Source organism: Methylomonas sp. 11b, assembly GCF_000515215.1.
Lineage (GTDB): Bacteria > Pseudomonadota > Gammaproteobacteria > Methylococcales > Methylomonadaceae > Methylomonas.
In genome coordinates, this window is record NZ_KI911557.1 from 2,828,589 (window position 1) to 2,847,970 (window position 19,382).

The following is a 19,382-nucleotide window of genomic DNA, read 5'->3' on the forward strand; positions in this document are numbered from 1 at the left end:
TGAATAGTTCGAAGCTTGCCATCCATAGCCCTGGATGGCGGGCATGGCGAGCTTTCTTGGTTGAGCGGAAGCCTGTTATTGACCAGGAAACTTTATTCTCCACCGCCGACTCGTTCATAATCGCACTTTTATTTTCTGGGGCGGCAAATATGCGTTATTTACACACCATGGTTCGGGTAAAGGATCTTGCCGAATCGCTGGATTTTTATTGCAATAAATTGGGTTTAGTTGAAGTGCGGCGCATGGAAAGCGAAACCGGACGTTTTACCTTGGTGTATCTCGCTGCACCTGGCGACCGGCAAACCGCTGTAGCGGTTGACGCGCCATTACTGGAGCTGACTTACAACTGGGATACGGAGAATTACGGCGGTGGCCGTAATTTTGGGCATTTAGCCTTCGAAGTGGACGATATTTATGCGGTTTGCCAAGACTTAATGACTAAAGGGGTAACGATTAACCGGCCGCCGCGTGATGGTTATATGGCATTTCTGCGCTCGCCCGACCAAATTTCTATCGAATTGTTACAAAAACACCAGGCTTTGCCGCCGCAAGAGCCGTGGGCGTCCATGGCGAATGTCGGCGTGTGGTAAGGTCTGCCGAGTTGTTGCCTCTGAGTCTATATATCCACTTCCCCTGGTGCATCCAGAAGTGCCCGTATTGCGACTTCAATTCCCACGCCGTTAAAAACCCGATTCCCGAACAGGCTTACATCGATGCCTTGCTGACCGACCTGTATGCTGATTTGGAACTGCTGGGTGGGCAACGAAGCATCAACAGTATATTTATGGGGGGGGGTACGCCTAGCTTGTTTTCGCCTGAAGCGTTAGACCGTTTGTTGGCCGGAGTCAGGCAGTCAGTGCCTGTTGACGAACAGTGCGAGTTCACATTGGAAGCCAATCCCGGTACCTTCGAAAGCGCAAAATTTCATGAGTTTCGGGCTTTAGGCATTAATCGCCTATCGATAGGAATTCAAAGCTTTCAGGATCGGCATTTGCTGACATTAGGACGGGTGCATTCCGCTGCCGAAGCCATGGTTGCGGTGGACATCGCCGGTAAAGCCGGGTTTGATAATTTCAATCTGGATTTGATGTTCGGTTTGCCGGATCAGAGCGAGAGCGAGGCCTTGAGCGATGTGGAAATTGCCATTAGCTTGGCTCCAACCCATATTTCCTTTTACCAACTGACGCTGGAACCCAATACGTATTTTTATAAGTTTCCGCCGAAATTGCCGGAAGACGACGTGATATTCGCCGCGCAAAAGCGCTGCCAGCAACTGTTGGCGGAAAACGGTTACCAGCAGTACGAAGTGTCTGCGTATGCCAAGCCTGGCAAGCAATCCCGACATAATCGCAATTACTGGCAATTTGGCGATTATCTGGGGATAGGCGCAGGCGCGCATGGCAAAATCAGCCGCGCCTTGCCGGATGAGATAATGCGCACGATTAAGCCGAGAAGCCCGGAACAGTATTTATCGCAACCCGGTCGATCACAATGCGAAGCTATTGAGGTCGCACAATTGCCGTTAGAGTTTCTGATGAACCAATTGCGACTAAAGAAGGGCTTTAGTCTGCAGGATTTTGAACTGACTACCGGATTGGCGGCAGATAGCTTGGAGCCTAATTTATCCCGCTGTCTCGCCCAAGGTCTACTGCACCGGGATGGCTTGGTCTATAGCTGTAGCGAAAAAGGTTGGGATTTTCTGGACGTAGTCCTAGAAAAGTTCATCGATTAAACACGCACGGGTATAATTGCTTTCATTTTAGATTTGTAACACTCCACAATGCTCGATTACCAAAAACAGTTTATTCAGTACGCTTTGGATTGCGGCGTATTAAAGTTTGGCGAATTTCATTTAAAGTCCGGGCGAGTCAGTCCTTATTTCTTTAATACCGGCCTATTCAACAGCGGCGCTCAGCTGGATAAATTGGGGCAGTTTTATGCGCAGGCGCTGATTAGCGCCGGTGTCGAGGTCGATGTATTGTACGGGCCGGCTTATAAAGGCATCCCCTTGGTCAGTACCACCTCGATTGCCTATTCCCGCTTGCAGCGCGATATTCCGTTTGCGTTTAACCGCAAAGAAGCCAAGGATCATGGCGAAGGCGGCGTATTGGTCGGCGCGCCCCTGCAAGGCAAAGTCTGGATTCTGGATGATGTGATTACTGCAGGTACGTCGGTGCGCGAATCAGTGGAGATTATCAATGCCGCCGGCGCAACAGTGGCAGGTGTGGTAATTGCGTTGGATCGTCAGGAAAAAGGTCAGAATGAATTGTCGGCCGTCCAGGAAGTGTCGGCACAATTCGGCATTCCGGTGTTGGCGATAATCTGCTTGGCCGACATCATTGAGTTTATTTCCCAACAGAACGGTTCAGCGGATAAGTTGGCTATTATTCAGGCCTATCGACAGCAGTACGGAATTTGAGTAGTCATGCGTGCCTTAGGCTTTTGCTTATGGATTATTGGTCTACACTTAGCCGTTACAATTTGCCCCTTATATTGAGTACAGTCGGAACAAAGGCGAGCCATGAGAAATCTGGAATTTAAAGAACAGTTGCACGAATACACGCATTGGCGCGAACAACTGATTCAGGGAATCGAATTGTATCGGGACTGGCGCAATCGTTATCGCTTCAGTGATCCACAAAGTACTGATACGTTGTTAAATATATTGCAAGGATTACACAACGATCGAGTCACCTTGGCGTTTGTGGCGGAGTTTTCCAGAGGTAAAACCGAGTTAATCAACGCACTGTTTTTTGCTGAAACGGGCGTGCGCTTGTTGCCGTCGTCGCCGGGCCGCACCACGATGTCGCCCACAGAGCTGTTCTGGGATGAAAAAGGCGGCAGCTACATTCGGCTGCTCAACATCGAGAGCCGCTTGGAAGATATTTCCTTGATGGATTACAAGCGCAATCCTGATCGGTGGACGCAAATCGAATTGAATTGCGAGTCGCCCACACAAATGCAGGAAGCATTCAGAGAGTTGATTGCCACGAAAAAAGTTTCTCGGGAAATGGCCGATAAGCTTGGCTTGTGGAACGAGCGAGAAGCTGCCGAACAAGGCATCATCAATCCGGAAACCGTTGAAGTGCCGTGTTGGCGGCATGCGATGATCAGTTTTCCGCATCCTTTATTGAAAGAAGGTTTATGTATTCTGGATACGCCGGGCCTAAATGCTTTGGGTACCGAGCCAGAGTTAACCTTAAGCATGTTACCCAGCGCTCAAGCGATTATTTTCGTGTTGGCCGCAGATACCGGCGTAACCAAAAGCGACTTAGAAATGTGGAAAAGCCACGTCTGTAGCTCCAGGGGTAACCGACGTCAGGGTTTGGCTGTGGTGATGAATAAAATCGACTCGATGTGGGACGATTTGGCCGGCGAAACCGGCTATGAAGCCGCGATTCAAAAGCAAATCGATACCTCGGCGATGATCCTGAATCTGGAGAAAGAAGTTATTTTTCCGGTCTCAGCGAAACAGGCGCTATTGGCTAAGGTGAAAGGCGATGATGCCTTGCTGCAAAAAAGTCGTCTCAATCTGCTGGAAAGTTATCTGTCGGACGATATTCTTGATCAACGCCGCGACATTCTGAAAGCTGTGGTTGATAAGGAGATCGGTTTTCTGGTCAGTGAGTCTGTCAAGCTGATGGATTCCAAGATTACCAACGCGCAAAAGCAGCTCGATGAATTCAAACAGGTCGATTTCGAGAATCAGGAGTTGACCGGCAAATTGATGGCTGAGACCCGTGACCGTCAAAACGCTTACATGGCTAATATCGAGAACTTTCAGGCCAGCCGGAAAGTGTTTGCGGTACAAGCGAAAATGTTGATCGATTCGTTTGCCAAAGAAAAAATCGACGACATAATTCGGCGCACCAAAGACGATATGAGTAAAAGTCTGACTACTTACGGCATGAAACAGAACATGCGTAGGTTGTTTGACGAGTTGCGCGATTTGCTCCAGGATTCAGTCGATATGACCGAAGAAACGCGCCGCTTGATCAAGGCTATCCATAAGAAATTTCAGGACGAATACGGTTTTAAGGAAATCGAGCCGCAGTTGTTTTCGATCAAACAACACCAGTTCGAACTGGAGCAGATTTTTGATGAAGGCGAAGCGTTTCGCAATAGCGCCAAAACCACGATGACAGAGCAAAGCATAGTGGTCAATAAGCTATACGGTACGCTGATTGCGAAGGCGAGAAACATTTTGCAACAAGCCCAGCGCGATGCGGTTACCTGGAGTAATAGCGTGCTGTCGCCGCTGATGCACCAGATCAAGGACCACAAAAAACAAATCGAAAGCCGCTTGATCATGCTCAGGAAAATCAACGAATCCAAAGGCAATGTCAACGAAAGCATTGCCCAGTTAGAGAGCGAACTGGGTCCGCTACAAGTTCAGTACCAAGAGTTACTCGAGATCCTTAAAGCTGTGCATTTGGAAATAAAAGCCGATTAGTTCGGCTTTTTCTGTCCGCAGTTTAATTGTCTGTTGCTTGTGTTGCGCGCATCAGCTTATGGTGATGGATTTGCGGCGCAAGAGTCCAGCAACTTGTGAAAGTAGTGCCAATCGAAATATGGTCCAGGGTCAGTTTTTCGGCCCGGGGCGATGTCGCTATGGCCGACAATGCGCCTGCTCGATAATTTCGGATAATCTTCCAGTAATTTTCTAACTACATCGGCAAGACACCGATATTGAACGTCCGTGTAAGCCACGCTGATGGCTCCTTCCAGCTCAATACCAATAGAAAAGTCGTTACAGCGTTCCCGATCTTGGTATTTGGAGACGCCTGCATGCCAGGCCCTGCGGTGAAACGGTACATATTGCCTGATACTGCCATCCCGGCGAATCAGCAAATGCGAGGACACCTTTAGCTGATATATGTCCTGGAAATAAGGATGTGCGCTGGGATCCAGCCTGTTACAAAACAAGTCATCGATGTAGTCGCCCGCGAATTGTTCCGGAGGCAGGCTGATGCAATGGATTACCAACAACGAAATATCGTCGGAGTCCGGCCTGTCGTCGCAGTTCGGCGAAGCGACCTGGCAAGCGCTGCTCAAGTAGTGGCCGCGAATTATCATGGTTTTCAAGCGTTGTAAGTGATGCGGTATTTTATAAGCTTTGCCAGCCATAACCCTACGCTTTTAGTTGCCCTACTTGATTGGCCCGAGTTTGATTCAGCTGTCACCGCATGCGGTTTATAATTACCCACCTTGTTCATCGTCAATTAAACGCCCATGCAACCAAACCCAAAGGAAATCGCGCTTTATCTGGCTGAAGATATCGGTAGCGGCGACATTACCGCCAGCATCGTCTCGCCCGAGACTCAAGCTAATGCCGCAGTGGTAACTCGCGAACCCATGGTGCTGTGCGGTAGAGCCTGGTTCGATGAGGTGTTTCGACAATTGAGCCCTCAGGTCATCGTCGATTGGCAATGTGCTGAGGGCGAGAGCATCTCTGCCAATACCCTGCTATGCCGCTTGCATGGCCCTGCTCGGGCATTGCTGACTGGGGAGCGTACGGCGCTGAATCTACTGCAAACCTTATCCGCGACGGCGACTGTTGCTCGCCACTATGCGGAGGCCGTGGCAGGTACTGGCTGCAAGGTCTTGGATACCCGCAAAACTCTGCCCGGTTTACGTTTGGCGCAAAAATACGCGGTCAAATGCGGAGGTTGTTTCAATCATCGTATCGGTTTATTCGATGCTATCTTGATCAAGGAAAACCACATCCTCGCGGCCGGCTCAATCGCCAATGCGATCAGGCTGGCTAGGGGCTATGCGGATGTGCCAGTCGAGGTAGAGGTGGAAAATCTTGACGAGTTTGCTCAGGCTTTTGCCGCGCAACCGAATCGGATCATGCTGGATAATTTTTCGCTGGTGGATATGCGTACAGCAGTAGAGCTAAATCAGAAACGACTGGAGCTGGAAGCGTCTGGAAATATTACTTTGGATAATATCCGAACTGTTGCCGAGACCGGGGTGGATTTTATCTCGATAGGTGCTTTAACGAAAAACGTAGTTGCGGTCGATCTGTCGATGCGCATTGAGATGCGCATCGATTAATCACATGCTGATGCGCTCAGTTGACTGCGTTCAGCATCTCGTTTTCGTATAAGCGCAGTTTTTTCCAGTTCGCGAATTTGCTGTCGTCGAACGGCGCATCGTGGTCGATGGCGTGCTCGTAGCAACTACGAAATAGGCGGGCAGTCCGAAACGCGTGTAATTCGTCATCGGCGGTTACCGTGTCTACATTGCCCACTTGGAAGGTTTTATTCCGGGATTTTCCATCTTTTACCCAAAACACCGTGTAGCAAAGATAGCTTTTATCCTTGCGGTGATCGAACTTGATAGTCCTGGATACGCCGGTCACACCGGTAGTAGTTTTGTTTTTCGGCGGCTTCAAGAAACGAGTCTTACTGCCTTTCAACACCACCAGCATCTGATCGCGCCAAGTAATCGCGGCTTTCAGCGACTTGGTTTTACTGCCCCAGAGCTTGTGAGAGAAATAACGGCTGCTCTCCTTGCCGCGCCGAACAATACGAACTTGAAAGCCGAAAGTATCGGGTTCTGTAATGTGTTTTACTTTTGCCATTTGTCGTACCCTAAAAAATTCACAAAGGTCTGCATAGTGAATTTAAGCAGCGCGAAGCACGCAGACCGCCTGTTAATTGTGTAAGCTATGGATTACAAATTAGCGCGAAATCGGCTGTCTTGCAAGCGGAATTTGCCGGGATTATTAGGTGAATACCAACTAAATTGGTGTAGAATAGGACTCAGCCTTCTCGCAGAGGCGCAAACATCCTCTTAACCTTTTGTTTTGTAAATAATTTTGGAGAAAATTGATGAGCGTTTTAGTAGGTAAGCAAGCCCCTGACTTTACAGTTCCTGCGGTATTAGGCGACGGTCAAATTGTTGACTCGTACAGTTTCTCGGGTGCGACTAGCGGTAAATATGCAGTACTTTTCTTTTATCCATTGGATTTTACCTTCGTTTGCCCAAGCGAATTAATTGCTTTGGATCATCGTATCGACGAATTCAAAAGCCGCGGCGTTGAAGTGGTCGGCGTATCAATTGACTCGCACTTCACTCATAACGCTTGGCGCAACACCCCCGTCAATCAAGGCGGTATCGGTCCCGTCCGTTATACCCTGGCAGCCGACATGACACATAGCATCTGTAAAGACTATGATGTTGAATCCGCTGGTGGCGTGGCTTTCCGCGGTAGCTTCTTGATCGACAAAGCAGGTGTTGTCCGTCACCAAGTTGTCAACGACCTGCCACTGGGCCGCAACTTTGACGAAATGTTGCGCATGGTTGACGCGCTGCAATTCCACGAAGAGCATGGCGAAGTTTGCCCAGCCGGTTGGAACAAAGGTGACGCTGGCATGAATGCCAACCCTGCCGGTGTGGCTGAATACCTGAGTAAAAATGCTGACAAACTGTAAGCATTAGCTTTACTTTGAGACAAGGCGCATTGTCTAGGCAATGCGCCTTTTTTATTGCCTGAATTTTCTCTGTTTTCCTCTCCCACGCCTGCGAATTTAGTTCTGTACTGATTCTATTATTAACTCAGCCCCGCTTATTACTGCTATGCCGTTCGGCCTGAGTTCCTCTAAGCCCAGGCCGGCGCGCCTTTCGTAGACTCAGGGCGAACGGTATTTAAGGGCCGGGTTGATAATCGTCACCCGGCATTATTTATACCCATTACATCTGTGGTTTAAATAGCCCGCTAAACAGGGTTGTTTGAACCAAGTCATTGGCTTTTAGCCCTCCCCCTTGCCTATTGTTACTGAGCGAGTGCGCTTTGTCATATATGGCATGTTTCTCGCTGACGACAAGTTAGCATGGAAAATTTTTTCCGGTTTAAAGCGCCACGCAAAGAGAACGGTTTTACAAAAATGAAGAGCACAAGATGATATAATATTGATACGATATTATACAGGCAGCAGTTAACCCTCCTTTTCGTTAAGGGGCGTTCTTTTTGAACATCGTGCAACTTTCCGGCTTTGACCGTAAAAATAGCGTTTACATAAAAATAATAATTCATGCACCTCAATTTCATCGTTTCGATACTGGCAGCAACCCTTTTAATCGGTTGTTCCGCTCCACCCGACAAGCACCCGGCAAATCAAAAAGTCTCCAATGCATCTGCTGAGGCAATTAAGGCTACAGCCACTGACCAACATGATGGGCTGATTTCAATTCCAACCGAATCAAGGCCGTATATCAGCGTCGCCACGGTCACGCCGCAAAATTTCTCGGCTATGGTGCAAGCGCCCTCGCATGTCGAATTCAGAACCAAAGCCCTATCAGCGGTAAGCGCGGTGGTGGCTGGACGGCTGAAAAAAATTAATATACAAGTCGGCGACCGCGTCAAAGCAGGCACACCGATTGCCATTCTGGAAAGCGCCGACGCCGCCAAGATGCGAGCCGACGTTGCAGAATCGAAAGCCGCTCTGCAACGTGCCGAAGACCGTATGCGTCGCCAGGAGATGATGCAAAAAAGCGGTGTTGGCCTGGAAGTGGAGCGTGCGGAAGCCGATGTGCAATTGCGCGAAGCGCGGGCCGATTATCAACGCAGCCAACAAGCTTTGCAGATGATCGGAGATGGCACGGATCAGGCCGTGGTATTGCGCGCTTCCGAAGATGGCGTGGTGTTACAGATTAAATCCTCGAAAGGCTCGGCGTTGGCCGCCGGCGACACCATCATCGAAATCGGCGAACCACAATCGTTGTGGATCGTTGCCGATGTATTCGATAACGATTTGCCGCTGATCGAAAAAGGCGCCAAAGCGACATTGCAGATCAGCGCCTTACCCGAGCCTGTAACCGGTCGGGTAGTAGCGGTCAGTGCCGCGATGCAGTCCGATTTACGCCGGGGTGCGGTGTATATCGAATTCGACAATCCCAATTTGGTGTTAAAGCCGGGCATGTTTGCCAAAGGCCTGATCGAAGCTGCCGGTCCTCACCATATCGTCCTGCCTACCACTGCGGTAGTGATTCGAGACAAAAAACATACCATGGTCTACGTGGAAACCAGCGATGGCCGCTTCGAGCCACGGCAGGTACTAATTGGACAGGCACGCGACGGTCAGGTGCCGGTGCTGGACGGGCTTAAAGATGGCGAAAAAGTAGTGGTTTCGGGGGCGTTGCTGCTCGATTCCTCCGCATCTATGCTGCTTTAATCGAGGGTACTGATGCTGCGCCCCTTGATTGAGCATTGCGTTCACCGCCGTCTTTTCGTGATTATCGTGGCGGTGATCATCGCTATTTTCGGTATCCACGCGTTTATGGAAACGCCGATAGAAGCTTATCCGGATGTCACCAACACGCAGGTGACCGTCATTACCCTGATGCCGGGCTATGCGCCTGAAGAAGTGGAGCGGCAGGTAACCGTGCCGCTGGAAAGAGTATTGAACGGCACGCCAAATATGCTGCAAATGCGTAGCCAAAGCTTGTTCGGCTTGTCGCTGGTGACGATTACCTTTGAAGACCATATTGACAGCTTCCATTCCCGCACCGAGATTTCCCAACGTATATCGGGTGCGGAATTACCCAGCAGCGTCACGCCGGTATTGGCGCCGGACTACACGCCGCTGGGCGAAATCTACAAATTCACCCTGACCAGTGACAGGCATTCGCTTTACGAGCTGCGTTCGGAAATGGAATGGAACGTGTCGCGCAAATTGCGCCAGGTGCCGGGGGTTGCTGACGTACTGACTTTCGGCGGTTATTACAAGGAGTTTCATATTCAAATCGATCCGACTCGCGTCGAATCGGTAGGGTTGACGCTTGAAGACATCGGGCTTGCCGTGGAAAAGTCCAATAAAAATGTCGGTGCCGGCTTCCTGAGTTATGGCGATCAGGAAATGGTGGTGCGTGGTGTCGGCAACCTGGTGTCTGCGGACGACATCAAAAAAATCGTCCTGAAAAACCACGAAGGCACACCGGTCACCGTCGGCGACGTTGGCCGCCTGGTGCAATCCTATACGCCACGGCGCGGCACGGTAGGTTTGGACGAACACAAAGACGTGGTGGAAGGTATCGTACTGCTGCGGCGCGGCCAAAACCCGTCGCGGGTGTTGGACGCCTTGCACGAGAAAGTCGCGGAATTAAATGCTGGGATTTTGCCAGCGGGCATGAAGATCTTGCCGTTTCTGGATCGCTCTGAATTGGTCAGCAGCACGCTGCATACCGTATTCGACAACTTGCTGCACGGCTTTGCTTTGGTTGTGGGCGTGGTCTGGTTGTTTCTGCGCAGTATTCGCGGCTCCTTGATTGTGGCGACAGTGATTCCGTTGTCGCTGCTGGTGGCATTTTTAGGTTTATATCAGCTGGGTATGCCCGCCAATTTGATTTCCATGGGCGCGATCGATTTCGGCATCATTCTCGATGGCGCAGTGGTGCTGATGGAAAATGTCATGCACCAAGCCCAGCACCGCAAACCGCAATCGCGGCGGGAAATGCTGCACCTAATCGCCGACGCGGCTGTGGATGTGGCCAAGCCGGCGTTTTTTGCGATGTTGATTATCATCGCCGCGTTGACTCCGGTATTTACGCTGGAACGCGTAGAAGGCCGGATATTTCGGCCGCTGGCGATGACCTATAGTTTTGCCCTCTCCGGCGGCTTGATCTTTGCGTTGCTGTTGGTGCCGGCCTTGTGCGCTACCTTCATTCAACCCAAACATGCCTTGGTGGCCGAGCCTAAGTTTTTGGAACGCTTGCGGAATTGGTATTCCCGCTTATTGGCCCAGGTGCTGGGTAAACGAACCCTGGCTTTGGTCTTTGCCGGCATTTTGTTGTTTGCCGCCGGCTTGGCCGGTGCTGGGCTGGGCACCGAATTTCTACCGGAACTGGATGAAGGCGACATCCATGTATTTGTGGAAATGCCCCCGAGTATTTCGCTGGATAAAGGTCAGGAAATTCTATTGGACATGCGCCAACGCTTGCTGAAATTTCCGGAAGTGTTGGGTATTTTGAGCCAGCAAGGTCGTTCCGAGGACGGCACCGACAACGAAGGCGTGAACATGAGCGAAACCTTCGTGCATCTCAAACACCATGAGCAATGGCGGCCTGGCTGGCACAAAGAAAAGCTGGTAGATGCGATGCGGGCTTCGTTGGAAGAAATACCGGGCGTGCGATTCAATTTTTCGCAACCGATCAAGGATAATGTCGAAGAAGCGGTGAGCGGAGTGCGCGGCAAAGTGGTCTTGAAAATCTACGGCCCCGATCTGGAAAAAATGCGTACCACGCTGGAAGACATCAAACTCCTGCTGGCCAAGGTCGATGGCGTGATCGATCTGGATCTTTACCGCGAATCGCGGGTGCCGCAATTACAAATCAAACTGGATCGCGCCGCCCTGGCCCGCAATAGTTTTGACGTGGACAGAGTGCAAGACACCATCGAAATCGGCATGGCCGGCAGGATAGTCTCCGAATTGTGGCAAGGCGAGCGGCCGGTGCCGATACGTTTGATTTTGCCGGAGAACGAACGCGGCGATATTGAGAAAATCGGCAATATGAACGTGGTCAATCCTTCCGGAGCTTATATTCCGCTGCGGGATTTGACCACTATCGATATTGCCCAAGGCCGCACTTCCATCGAACGCGAAGCCAATAGCCGTTACATGGCCTTGAAATTTAACGTGGAAGGCCGCGATTTAGGCTCGGTGGTACATGAAACCATGGAGTTGGTCGCTGCCAATATCAAAGTACCGGAAGACCATTTCCTGAGCTGGGGCGGCGAGTTTGAAAATCAGCAGCGGGCGACGGCCCGCTTGGGTGTGGTGGTGCCGATAGCGGTATTGATCGTACTGGGCTTGTTGTATAGTGCTTTGCAATCAGGGCGTAGCGCGGCGGCGATCCTGATTGCCACGCCGTTTGCGATGACCGGCGGTGTGTTTGCGCTGATGTTCACCAATATTCCGCTGTCGGTCAGCGCGGCAATTGGCTTTATCGCCTTGCTCGGCCAAGTATGCCTGATGGGTTTACTGGTACTCAGTGCGACCGAGGAAATGCGCCGCAGCGGCATGGACTTGCTGGCAGCGATCAAGGAAGGTGCGACTCAGCGCTTGCGTCCGGTATTGATGGCCTCGCTGTTGGCATTGCTGGGACTATTACCGATGGCTTTATCGACCAGCATCGGTAGCGAAACCCAGCGGCCGTTTGCCGTAGTGATCGTCGGCGGTATGTTGACCACCTTTTTGGTGGCTATGTTTATCCTGCCGGTGATTTATTCATTCGTGACCAGCAAACAAATCCTCACGCCCGAAGAAGCCGACGAATTATTGGACAGCCAAGTATGAACCCCAAAGCCAGCCTGATTTTGCTGATTGCCCTGTTAAACAGCCCGCTGGGTTATGCCGAGTCTGACACGGCCAGTTCAGCCTTACCGGAAACGGTGACGATTCGGGATTTACTGCAAATCGTCCGGGAGAAAAGCCCCAGATACGCGTTGGCTCGCAGCCAAATCGAAGCGGCCGAAGCGGAAGTAGTGGCTGCCGATGTGCTGCCCAATCCCAAGGTCAGCTATGGCCGTTTCGATCAGGCTGGCGGACGGAGGAATACTCAATTCGACGGTCCGTCCCAACAAAACATTACTGTTGAAGTACCGATGCTGTTGGCCGGACAGCGCGGCGCGCGCAAGGACAGTGCCGAACGGCAGGTCGATGTTGCAGCAGCCCGGGTCGAGACGGATTACAATCAGTTGATTCGTGAATCCTGGCGGCTGTTTGCGCAATTGCTGGCCAACCAGCAGCGTGTATCTTTACTAGATGAGGCCAGGCTTGAACTGGAGCGCTTGCAAACCATCATCGCCGGCAAACAAAACGCCGGCACCGCCAGCCAATACGATGTGCTGCGTATCACCCAGGAAGTACAGAGTCTGAATACCCGTTTGGAAAATGCGCAAACCAATCTGACTAGCACTATTGGCGAGTTAGCCAGCTTACTGGGCTTCCCGCACTGGAAGCCGCAAGCCAGCGGCTCGCTGGAGCCGATTGGTGTTTCCACGGACATCGATAAGTTATGGCAACAAGCCGAACACAACAATCCGGATTTGGAAACGGCGCGTCGGGAAATGATCGCGGCGGATTCTGGTTTGACAAAAGCTGAGCGGGAACGCTGGCCGGTGCCTTCGCTGATGTTCGGTACCGCTTTCACCGATAAGCCGTATGGCAACACTACTTTCGCTGGCGTATCGGTCGATCTGCCGATTTTTGATCGCGGCCAAGGCGGCATGGCCCGCGCCGCTGCCGAAGTCCATGCCAGCCAGTTAAAGCGCGAATTGCTGGTGGCGGCCACGCGCCAGGAATTGGAGCGCGCTGTAGACGTACTGGCGCGCCGTCGGGCGACGTTGGCAAAGGCTGAAAAAGAAGTGGTGGCGCCATTGCCAACTTTGAAACAAATGGCCGAGGACGCTTACCGCCTGGGGCAAACCGGTCTGATCGAATTGCTGGATTCATCGCGTACCCGTACCGAAATTAAATTGAATCATTTGGAATTGATTCAAAATGAAATCGAAGCGGAGTTGGATGTAATGAATGCGTCGGGCTTGTTGGCGGTATATTTCGAAAATCCGGCATGACGCTACCGCGTTCGCCAGCTTATCGCGTCCTGTCTAGCTTGCGATAGCCAATGGCTTCGCTGAGGTGGGAGATTTCAATATTCGGCGAATTGGCCAGATCGGCAATTGTTCGCGCCAGTTTCAAAATCCGGTGGTAAGCGCGGTGTGACAGGCCGAATTTCTCCAGCGCTTGTTCAAGTAGCTGGTGGCCGGCTTCGGACAAGATGCATATAGCCTTTACCTCCGCAGCGCTTAGCCCTGCGTTGGCTTTGCCTTGGCGTCGATAAGCAATTTCTCGCGCAGCAACGACGCGTTGACGAATGGTCTCGCTGGTTTCTTCGCCTGCCGCCGAGCCTTTGCGCAATACCTCCAGTGCGACGCGCGGCACTTCCATATGCATGTCTATCCTGTCCAGCAACGGCCCGGAAACGCGAGCGCGGTAGCGCACCACTTGTTCTGAGGTGCAGCGGCAACGGCCGGAAGCGTCGCCTAGGTAGCCGCATGGACAAGGATTCATCGCGGCAATCAATTGAAAACTGGCAGGAAAATCGGCTTGGCGGTTGGCACGGGAAATGGTGATATGACCGGTTTCCAGGGGTTCGCGGAGTACTTCCAGGACTTTTCTATCGAACTCCGGCAGTTCGTCCAAAAATAGCGCCCCGTTGTGCGACAAGGATATTTCGCCGGGCTTGGGATTGCTGCCGCCGCCAACCAACGCCGCAGCTGACGCGGTATGATGCGGCGCTCTATAGGGTGGCTGCCGCCAACGGCTGACGTCCAGGCCGTGGTCGCTGATCGAAGCCAGCGCGGCGGTTTCCTGGGCTTGCTGTTCGCTGAGTTCCGGCAAAATGGTCGGCAAACGTGCCGCCAACATCGACTTGCCGGTGCCGGGCGGACCTAGCATCAGTAAATTATGCTTTCCAGCGGCGGCGATTTCCATGGCCCGTTTGACGTGAAACTGGCCGTGCACGTCGGCAAAGTCCACGGTGTGAACCGCTTGCTCAAAGCTGAGATTAATGTCGGGTGGCGTGATCACTTGCCGGCCCGCCAAGTGGGCGCAGACCTCCAGCAGAGTCCTGGCCGGCAGCAATTGTGCATCCTTGATTAACGAGGCCTCCGCTGCACAACCTGCCGGCAGGATCAGTTGCCTAAAAGCATTGCGGCAATGAATCGCCACCGGTAGTGCGCCGGGAATCGGTCGCAACTCGCCGCCTAGCGATAGCTCGCCTATGCATTCGTATTCATGCAGCCCGTCTTTGGGGATTTGCCCGGAAGCGGCCAAGATGCCCAGCGCTATCGCCAGGTCGAAACGGCCGCCTTCTTTGGGTAGATCGGCGGGTGCCAGATTGATAGTGATGCGTTGAAACGGAAATTCGAAGTGCGAATTAATGATCGCCCCGCGCACTCTGTCCTTGCTTTCTTTCACTGCGGTCTCGGGCAAGCCAACTATGTTTAGAGCCGGCAAGCCGCTGCTGACATGCACTTCCACCGTCACTTGCGGGGCGTCTATGCCGGAGCGGCCCCGGCTGTAAACGACGGCCAGCGACATGGCGTTTTAGGCTTGCGGAATCCGTTGTTCCAGTTCGGCGACGCGTTTTTCCAGTTCTTCCAAACGGGCGCGGGTTTTCGCCAATACCGCTTTTTGCACTTCAAATTCTTCGCGGCTGACCAGGTCCAGTTTGGACAGGCCGCTTTGCAGCAAGGCATGGATGTTTTTTTCCACGTCGTCTTTCAGATTGGTCAAACCGGGAGGGATGGCGCCGGCGATACGCTCGGCAAGGTTGTCTATGGCTTTAGGATCAAACATGGTGGCTACTCTTGGTCTATGAATGAATTGGGAATGGGTAAATGATCGCGGCATATTTTATCAGTATCCTCACGATCCAAGGGTTGTTCGGTTAAGCCGCATTGATAGTGATGCTGTTCCACCGAAAAATAATGGCAGGAACGGCATAAACCAAAACTCTTCGAGTCATTGACTTTCTGCAGCACGCCCAGCGTGGTTTGCAGTGCTTGGCCTATGGTATCGAATTCCTGGCGACTGACTTTGGATTCGGCCTGCTTGAAAATATCCAGCGGTTTTAACTCGTCGATCAACTTCTTACCGGCCTCGGTCAGGCTTAGATGTACCACGCGGCCGTCCAAAACGGACGTGGTCTTATCCAAATAGTGTTTACGCTCCAAAATCTGAATAGTCTGTGACACCGTGCCCTTGGTTAAGCCCAAATATTCGGCTACCGCAGCATGGGTGTTGCTGTATTTGTTGCACTTGGCCAGATATTCCAATACCTGACCATGTACCGGTTGCAAACCGATCGCCGCGTATTTTTTGCGTTCTTCCGAGCGAAGTAAGGCGCTAATCCGCTCGATCAGCTTAAATGTGTCTAAATCCTGCATTGGCCGGATTCTACCACATGCCGCGCAGCCTGGCCTTAAAGCAGCGCGGCATATAGGTTTAGACCCCTATAGGCGATCCATATTGTCGCTCCAATTTAAATTGTCTCTGACGAAATAGCGATACTCCGGAGGTTGTCGATTTTGCAAATTCAACACATACAGCGTGCGACCAATACCGCGCCGCCGATAGCCTCCCTTCTCTTTATCGACAACTTGATCGCGCCAGGTGCCGAAGTTGATGTAGGTTAGGTTGTTATACGAATGGTCTGGCGGGTAATCCATGTCAGCTTCCGATTGCAGTGGAATGTGTGTGTGGCCTTCGCCGTGCAGATGAAAACCTTGGGCCAGAAATGCGTCCTGAAAGGTCGGAAAGGCTTGCAGATTCTTAAAGCTGGCGCCGTCTTCGCTGTAAACCGACTCGGGTTGGATTTTTTCCAGCATATCCGCGATCAGCAACACCGCACGCACTAAATGCAACTGGATTCGAACCTTATCAAACCGGCCGGTCAGCATCAGCCATACCCTTGCTATTTTCAGGCCCAACCGGCGCCCTGACGGCGAACTTTCCAGCGTAAAATCGTCACGTAGCCAGAGGCACAAGGCTTTATACAACTCGGATTCGATGATGTCGCGTAATTCCTCACTGGCTTTATTGCGGGTTTCTTCCAGTATCCTGCTCACCGCCGCGGAGGTAGGCCGATACAAATCCAGCTCTGCCAGAATGCGCTTGATGCGGCTTAAATCGAGCTGCGGGTCGTTTTTGCTTATTCGGTAGTCTTCCAGTGCCAGTTGGCAGCGGTAAATGAAGGTCGACAAGGCACCAGCCGCAACCGTGTCGCCGAAACATGGCTCGGTAAAAGGTCGGTAGTTCAGTTGTTGCCAAGCGTGCGCGCGCCAGCCGTCTTTAGTCGTCCAGCCCGGTTGACCATCTGCGGCACTAATGCTTAAGCAGTTGTCGCGGTCGCGCCAGTGACCATGGGTAATGAAGGTACGCAGTTCCGCGTCGCCCCAGTAAAACGGCAGCCAGGGTACGCTGTCGGGCGCAGCGAAATGTTGCTCGTCGTTGAAATACATCTTGCCGACCCAACTGCGATAAGCTGCCGATAGCTCTTCAATCGGCTGCCCCACGCAGTCTTTGTAATACCTTTTCAGCACGTCCGGGTCGGCAAAAATTTCTTTGTCGTGATTACCCAGCAAAGTCAACACTTCAACGCTGATATGCTGTTTTTTTAAAAACTTTACCGTTTCCCGCAAACGATAAAAAAATCCGCAAGCACCATCGGGGTCGCTGGGGTCAGGGGCACGGCAATGTATCTTTATGATACTGGCCATAATACGGCGCAAGCAGGGCTTAAACTCCGGATGCGCACGTTGCCAAGGGTAGACGCCGGCCATGGCCCATTCTGCGCTGCGAATGATGTCCACCACGTCGCCATCCAGAATTAAAGTCAGTTCATTAATGTTTTGCTTAGTGCACACTGTGACCATTTCGTCGAAAAAAATCGGCCAGACCGTTTCTTCCGCGCTCTGGCTACCGACCGTGTCGTCGGTGAAATGCACATCGCTGATGCAGACGCACAAGCGGTTTTGGCCGGCGGTCGGCGTTGCTCGCGTAGGCTGCAGGGTGGCTAGTGTCAGTTGTAAATCTTCTTGGGTGCTGGTCATCACTGCGCTCCTCAATTACGGTGTTTTTGTAAAAATTCCACGAAGCGCGGATAGATGTCTTGCGCGGCGTTTTTGCCCATAATCACATCGGCGTGGCCATAATCGGGGAACAGATGCAATTCGTGGCGACCCGGCACGATTTGTTCCAGACGTTGGTGGCAGACGATATTGGAATTGCGGAATAAAGCATTGTCCTGGCCGGCGACGAACAGGCACGGCGTGTCGATCTCGGCGGCATGTTGGAAATAATTGTCCGGCAAACTGCGATAGCTTGGTTCGTTAGGCTGATATTTCACGGCGGTGTTATTGGCATTGACCATTTTCAACACATGCCGGTAGTAATTGACGCTACAACCGCCGAATAAATCCCCGCAGCGGCGATGTGTCACATCGTGCAGATTTTCGTGTTTGTACAACACCGGAAAACCCCAGCCCCACATAAAACTGAGCATATGACATTCCGGCGAGTCGCACTCTTTGTGAAAAGCCGAAATCGCCGTCGCCAGCAATTTACCTGCGCCCCAACCCGGTTCGCGCCGCCAATAGGGGTTCAGATAATCCACGCCCAAAATATAATCGGCGGCCAGCGGCCCCAGATACAGCTTGATCTTGGCCGGCATCGGCACGCACGGCGTCAGCGCCACGCCGTTGGCAATCAAGCTGCGCACGCCGGTGACGGCTTTGCCGAACAAACCCATGGTAAACGCCAAAGCTCCAAAGCAGTGGCTGATGACATGGATGCGAGCAGACGGCCCGACCGCTGCGCGCACGGTGGCGATGGCGGCCGGCATGTCGTATAGCGCCAGATCGTCGACGTTGTAATGGTGGCGATGTAGGTTATAGGAATAACGATTACTGATGCGACCGTCTAGCGTCCAGACATCGCTGAAACCGTGGTCCAACAGATAGCTGGTCAGGTTGTAATGTTCCGGCATGATGAACATATCGCTGGCGGCAGTCAGGCCCGGTACCAGAACCACCACGTCGTCGCACGCCGCCCGCTTGAAGCGCAACAAACTCAGGCCTAGCCGGTCGGCAGTGGTGAACGGGTGGGTGCTGATCTCCGCATCCTTCACGCCTTCCAAGGTGTATAGCGGAATTTCTCGCTCGAAACTGCCCATTTTGGGCGTCATGGACGGTTTGTAAACCTCCCATAGCGCGCCCAAAAAGAAACCGCCAAAGCGTTCCACCGCGTGCAAGCGGTCTTTTAAGGTCTCGCCGCTGGCCCGTATCGTCGTCAATTGCTTGGCAAAGTCCATCACTTCGATATACAGCAAGCCGGTGGCGTAGACTTTGGCTTTGGCTTCCTTATCGGCTGTCACATGGCCTTTGAATAGGTTGGTAAACAGGGTGGTGGTGTCTGCCCACAAATCCGGGCCGACGTTGTTTTGAATTTGCTTTCTGCCGCTTAAGGTCAAGGCCTGGCCGTTGGCATCGGTGAAAAACAGCCGATAGAGCATTTGTTTACGGTCGGCATCGGCGCTATCGACGAACAAATTGAACACGCCTTTATCGACAGTACGGCGACCGCCGATCAAATCGCCTTCCACATAGCCGATGGCCGCCGACTCGTGGGCGTCGGATTCTAAAAAAGTATCCAAATCGTCGCTTTGGATGGTCAGATGAAACATGAAGTAATGGTTGTCCTCTTTGCCTTGCTTGTAACCGTCTTCAAAAGCGGTTTGGCCCAGGCTGAGATAGCCTTTCATTTCTTCGGTGAATTCGAACGAGGTTTTGTTGGTATTTGTCATGTCAGTAG

Annotated in this window: 16 protein-coding genes; 9 read left to right on the top strand and 7 right to left on the bottom strand. The window is 52.1% G+C overall.

The genetic code is table 11. The features are described from left to right. Positions 1-149 precede the first annotated feature (149 nt). From METH11B_RS0113635 to METH11B_RS0113650, 4 genes are all read left to right on the top strand, one after another. Positions 150-590 carry a VOC family protein gene (locus tag METH11B_RS0113635; protein WP_026602496.1) on the top strand — a complete coding sequence of 147 codons (441 nt, stop codon included), beginning with the start codon at positions 150-152 and terminating at the stop codon, positions 588-590. Further along, positions 557-1,732 carry a radical SAM family heme chaperone HemW gene (gene hemW / locus METH11B_RS0113640; protein ID WP_231499617.1) on the top strand — a complete coding sequence of 392 codons (1,176 nt, stop codon included), beginning with the start codon at positions 557-559 and terminating at the stop codon, positions 1,730-1,732. The genes METH11B_RS0113635 and hemW overlap by 34 nt, the downstream gene beginning before the upstream one ends. Before the next feature lie 48 nt (positions 1,733-1,780). Continuing rightward, on the top strand, positions 1,781-2,419 hold the full coding sequence (gene pyrE, locus METH11B_RS0113645) for an orotate phosphoribosyltransferase (RefSeq protein WP_026602498.1): 639 nt from the start codon (positions 1,781-1,783) through the stop codon (positions 2,417-2,419). A gap of 102 nt (positions 2,420-2,521) precedes the next feature. Beyond that, complete coding sequence (locus METH11B_RS0113650; RefSeq protein WP_026602499.1) at positions 2,522-4,453, top strand: dynamin family protein; 1,932 nt, start codon at positions 2,522-2,524, stop codon at positions 4,451-4,453. A gap of 56 nt (positions 4,454-4,509) precedes the next feature. On the opposite strand, the gene ampD is transcribed toward METH11B_RS0113650, so the two are convergent. Next, positions 4,510-5,127: a 1,6-anhydro-N-acetylmuramyl-L-alanine amidase AmpD gene (gene ampD, locus METH11B_RS0113655; RefSeq protein WP_026602500.1), complete on the bottom strand. Its 618-nt coding sequence runs from the start codon at positions 5,125-5,127 to the stop codon at positions 4,510-4,512. Between the two features lie 105 nt (positions 5,128-5,232). Here ampD and nadC point away from each other — a divergent pair, with 105 nt between their 5' ends. Then, on the top strand, positions 5,233-6,060 hold the full coding sequence (gene nadC, locus METH11B_RS0113660; RefSeq protein ID WP_026602501.1) for a carboxylating nicotinate-nucleotide diphosphorylase: 828 nt from the start codon (positions 5,233-5,235) through the stop codon (positions 6,058-6,060). A 16-nt stretch (positions 6,061-6,076) separates the two neighbouring features. Here nadC and METH11B_RS0113665 read toward each other — a convergent pair whose 3' ends face one another. Beyond that, complete coding sequence (locus tag METH11B_RS0113665; protein ID WP_020484362.1) at positions 6,077-6,589, bottom strand: hypothetical protein; 513 nt, start codon at positions 6,587-6,589, stop codon at positions 6,077-6,079. Positions 6,590-6,839: 250 nt separating this feature from the next. Between METH11B_RS0113665 and METH11B_RS0113670 the strand changes: the two genes are divergently transcribed. From METH11B_RS0113670 to METH11B_RS0113685, 4 genes are all read left to right on the top strand, one after another. Continuing rightward, positions 6,840-7,442: a peroxiredoxin gene (locus METH11B_RS0113670; RefSeq protein WP_020484361.1), complete on the top strand. Its 603-nt coding sequence runs from the start codon at positions 6,840-6,842 to the stop codon at positions 7,440-7,442. Between the two features lie 600 nt (positions 7,443-8,042). After that, a complete protein-coding gene (locus METH11B_RS0113675; protein WP_026602502.1) occupies positions 8,043-9,182 on the top strand; it encodes an efflux RND transporter periplasmic adaptor subunit in 1,140 nt (379 codons plus the stop codon). Between the two features lie 12 nt (positions 9,183-9,194). Next, positions 9,195-12,302, top strand: a complete 3,108-nt coding sequence (locus METH11B_RS0113680) for an efflux RND transporter permease subunit (RefSeq protein ID WP_026602503.1) — start codon at positions 9,195-9,197, stop codon at positions 12,300-12,302. Continuing rightward, positions 12,299-13,582, top strand: a complete 1,284-nt coding sequence (locus tag METH11B_RS0113685; RefSeq protein WP_020484358.1) for a TolC family protein — start codon at positions 12,299-12,301, stop codon at positions 13,580-13,582. Before METH11B_RS0113680 ends, METH11B_RS0113685 begins: the two co-directional genes overlap by 4 nt. 19 nt (positions 13,583-13,601) lie before the next feature. Here METH11B_RS0113685 and METH11B_RS0113690 read toward each other — a convergent pair whose 3' ends face one another. The 5 genes from METH11B_RS0113690 to METH11B_RS0113710 form a co-directional block, all read right to left on the bottom strand. Next, complete coding sequence (locus METH11B_RS0113690; RefSeq protein WP_026602504.1) at positions 13,602-15,110, bottom strand: YifB family Mg chelatase-like AAA ATPase; 1,509 nt, start codon at positions 15,108-15,110, stop codon at positions 13,602-13,604. 6 nt (positions 15,111-15,116) lie between these two features. After that, positions 15,117-15,368 (bottom strand): ubiquinone biosynthesis accessory factor UbiK, encoded by a 252-nt coding sequence (gene ubiK / locus METH11B_RS0113695; protein ID WP_026602505.1) that lies wholly within the window; start codon positions 15,366-15,368, stop codon positions 15,117-15,119. A 5-nt stretch (positions 15,369-15,373) separates the two neighbouring features. Then, entirely contained in the window at positions 15,374-15,958 is a 585-nt protein-coding gene (locus METH11B_RS0113700) for a MarR family winged helix-turn-helix transcriptional regulator (RefSeq protein ID WP_026602506.1), read from the bottom strand. Positions 15,959-16,024: 66 nt separating this feature from the next. Next, a complete protein-coding gene (locus METH11B_RS0113705) occupies positions 16,025-17,623 on the bottom strand; it encodes a hypothetical protein (protein ID WP_026602507.1) in 1,599 nt (532 codons plus the stop codon). 11 nt (positions 17,624-17,634) lie between these two features. Next, positions 17,635-19,374: an alpha/beta fold hydrolase gene (locus METH11B_RS0113710; protein ID WP_026602508.1), complete on the bottom strand. Its 1,740-nt coding sequence runs from the start codon at positions 19,372-19,374 to the stop codon at positions 17,635-17,637. Positions 19,375-19,382 lie beyond the last annotated feature (8 nt).

Coding starts and splice junctions, on each gene's coding strand:
- METH11B_RS0113635 (WP_026602496.1), top strand. CDS start 150: ATGCGTTATTTACACACCATGGTTCGGGTAAAGGATCTTGCCGAATCG.
- pyrE (WP_026602498.1), top strand. CDS start 1,781: ATGCTCGATTACCAAAAACAGTTTATTCAGTACGCTTTGGATTGCGGC.
- METH11B_RS0113650 (WP_026602499.1), top strand. CDS start 2,522: ATGAGAAATCTGGAATTTAAAGAACAGTTGCACGAATACACGCATTGG.
- ampD (WP_026602500.1), bottom strand. CDS start 5,127: ATGGCTGGCAAAGCTTATAAAATACCGCATCACTTACAACGCTTGAAA.
- nadC (WP_026602501.1), top strand. CDS start 5,233: ATGCAACCAAACCCAAAGGAAATCGCGCTTTATCTGGCTGAAGATATC.
- METH11B_RS0113665 (WP_020484362.1), bottom strand. CDS start 6,589: ATGGCAAAAGTAAAACACATTACAGAACCCGATACTTTCGGCTTTCAA.
- METH11B_RS0113670 (WP_020484361.1), top strand. CDS start 6,840: ATGAGCGTTTTAGTAGGTAAGCAAGCCCCTGACTTTACAGTTCCTGCG.
- METH11B_RS0113675 (WP_026602502.1), top strand. CDS start 8,043: ATGCACCTCAATTTCATCGTTTCGATACTGGCAGCAACCCTTTTAATC.
- METH11B_RS0113680 (WP_026602503.1), top strand. CDS start 9,195: ATGCTGCGCCCCTTGATTGAGCATTGCGTTCACCGCCGTCTTTTCGTG.
- METH11B_RS0113685 (WP_020484358.1), top strand. CDS start 12,299: ATGAACCCCAAAGCCAGCCTGATTTTGCTGATTGCCCTGTTAAACAGC.
- METH11B_RS0113690 (WP_026602504.1), bottom strand. CDS start 15,110: ATGTCGCTGGCCGTCGTTTACAGCCGGGGCCGCTCCGGCATAGACGCC.
- ubiK (WP_026602505.1), bottom strand. CDS start 15,368: ATGTTTGATCCTAAAGCCATAGACAACCTTGCCGAGCGTATCGCCGGC.
- METH11B_RS0113700 (WP_026602506.1), bottom strand. CDS start 15,958: ATGCAGGATTTAGACACATTTAAGCTGATCGAGCGGATTAGCGCCTTA.
- METH11B_RS0113705 (WP_026602507.1), bottom strand. CDS start 17,623: ATGACCAGCACCCAAGAAGATTTACAACTGACACTAGCCACCCTGCAG.
- METH11B_RS0113710 (WP_026602508.1), bottom strand. CDS start 19,374: ATGACAAATACCAACAAAACCTCGTTCGAATTCACCGAAGAAATGAAA.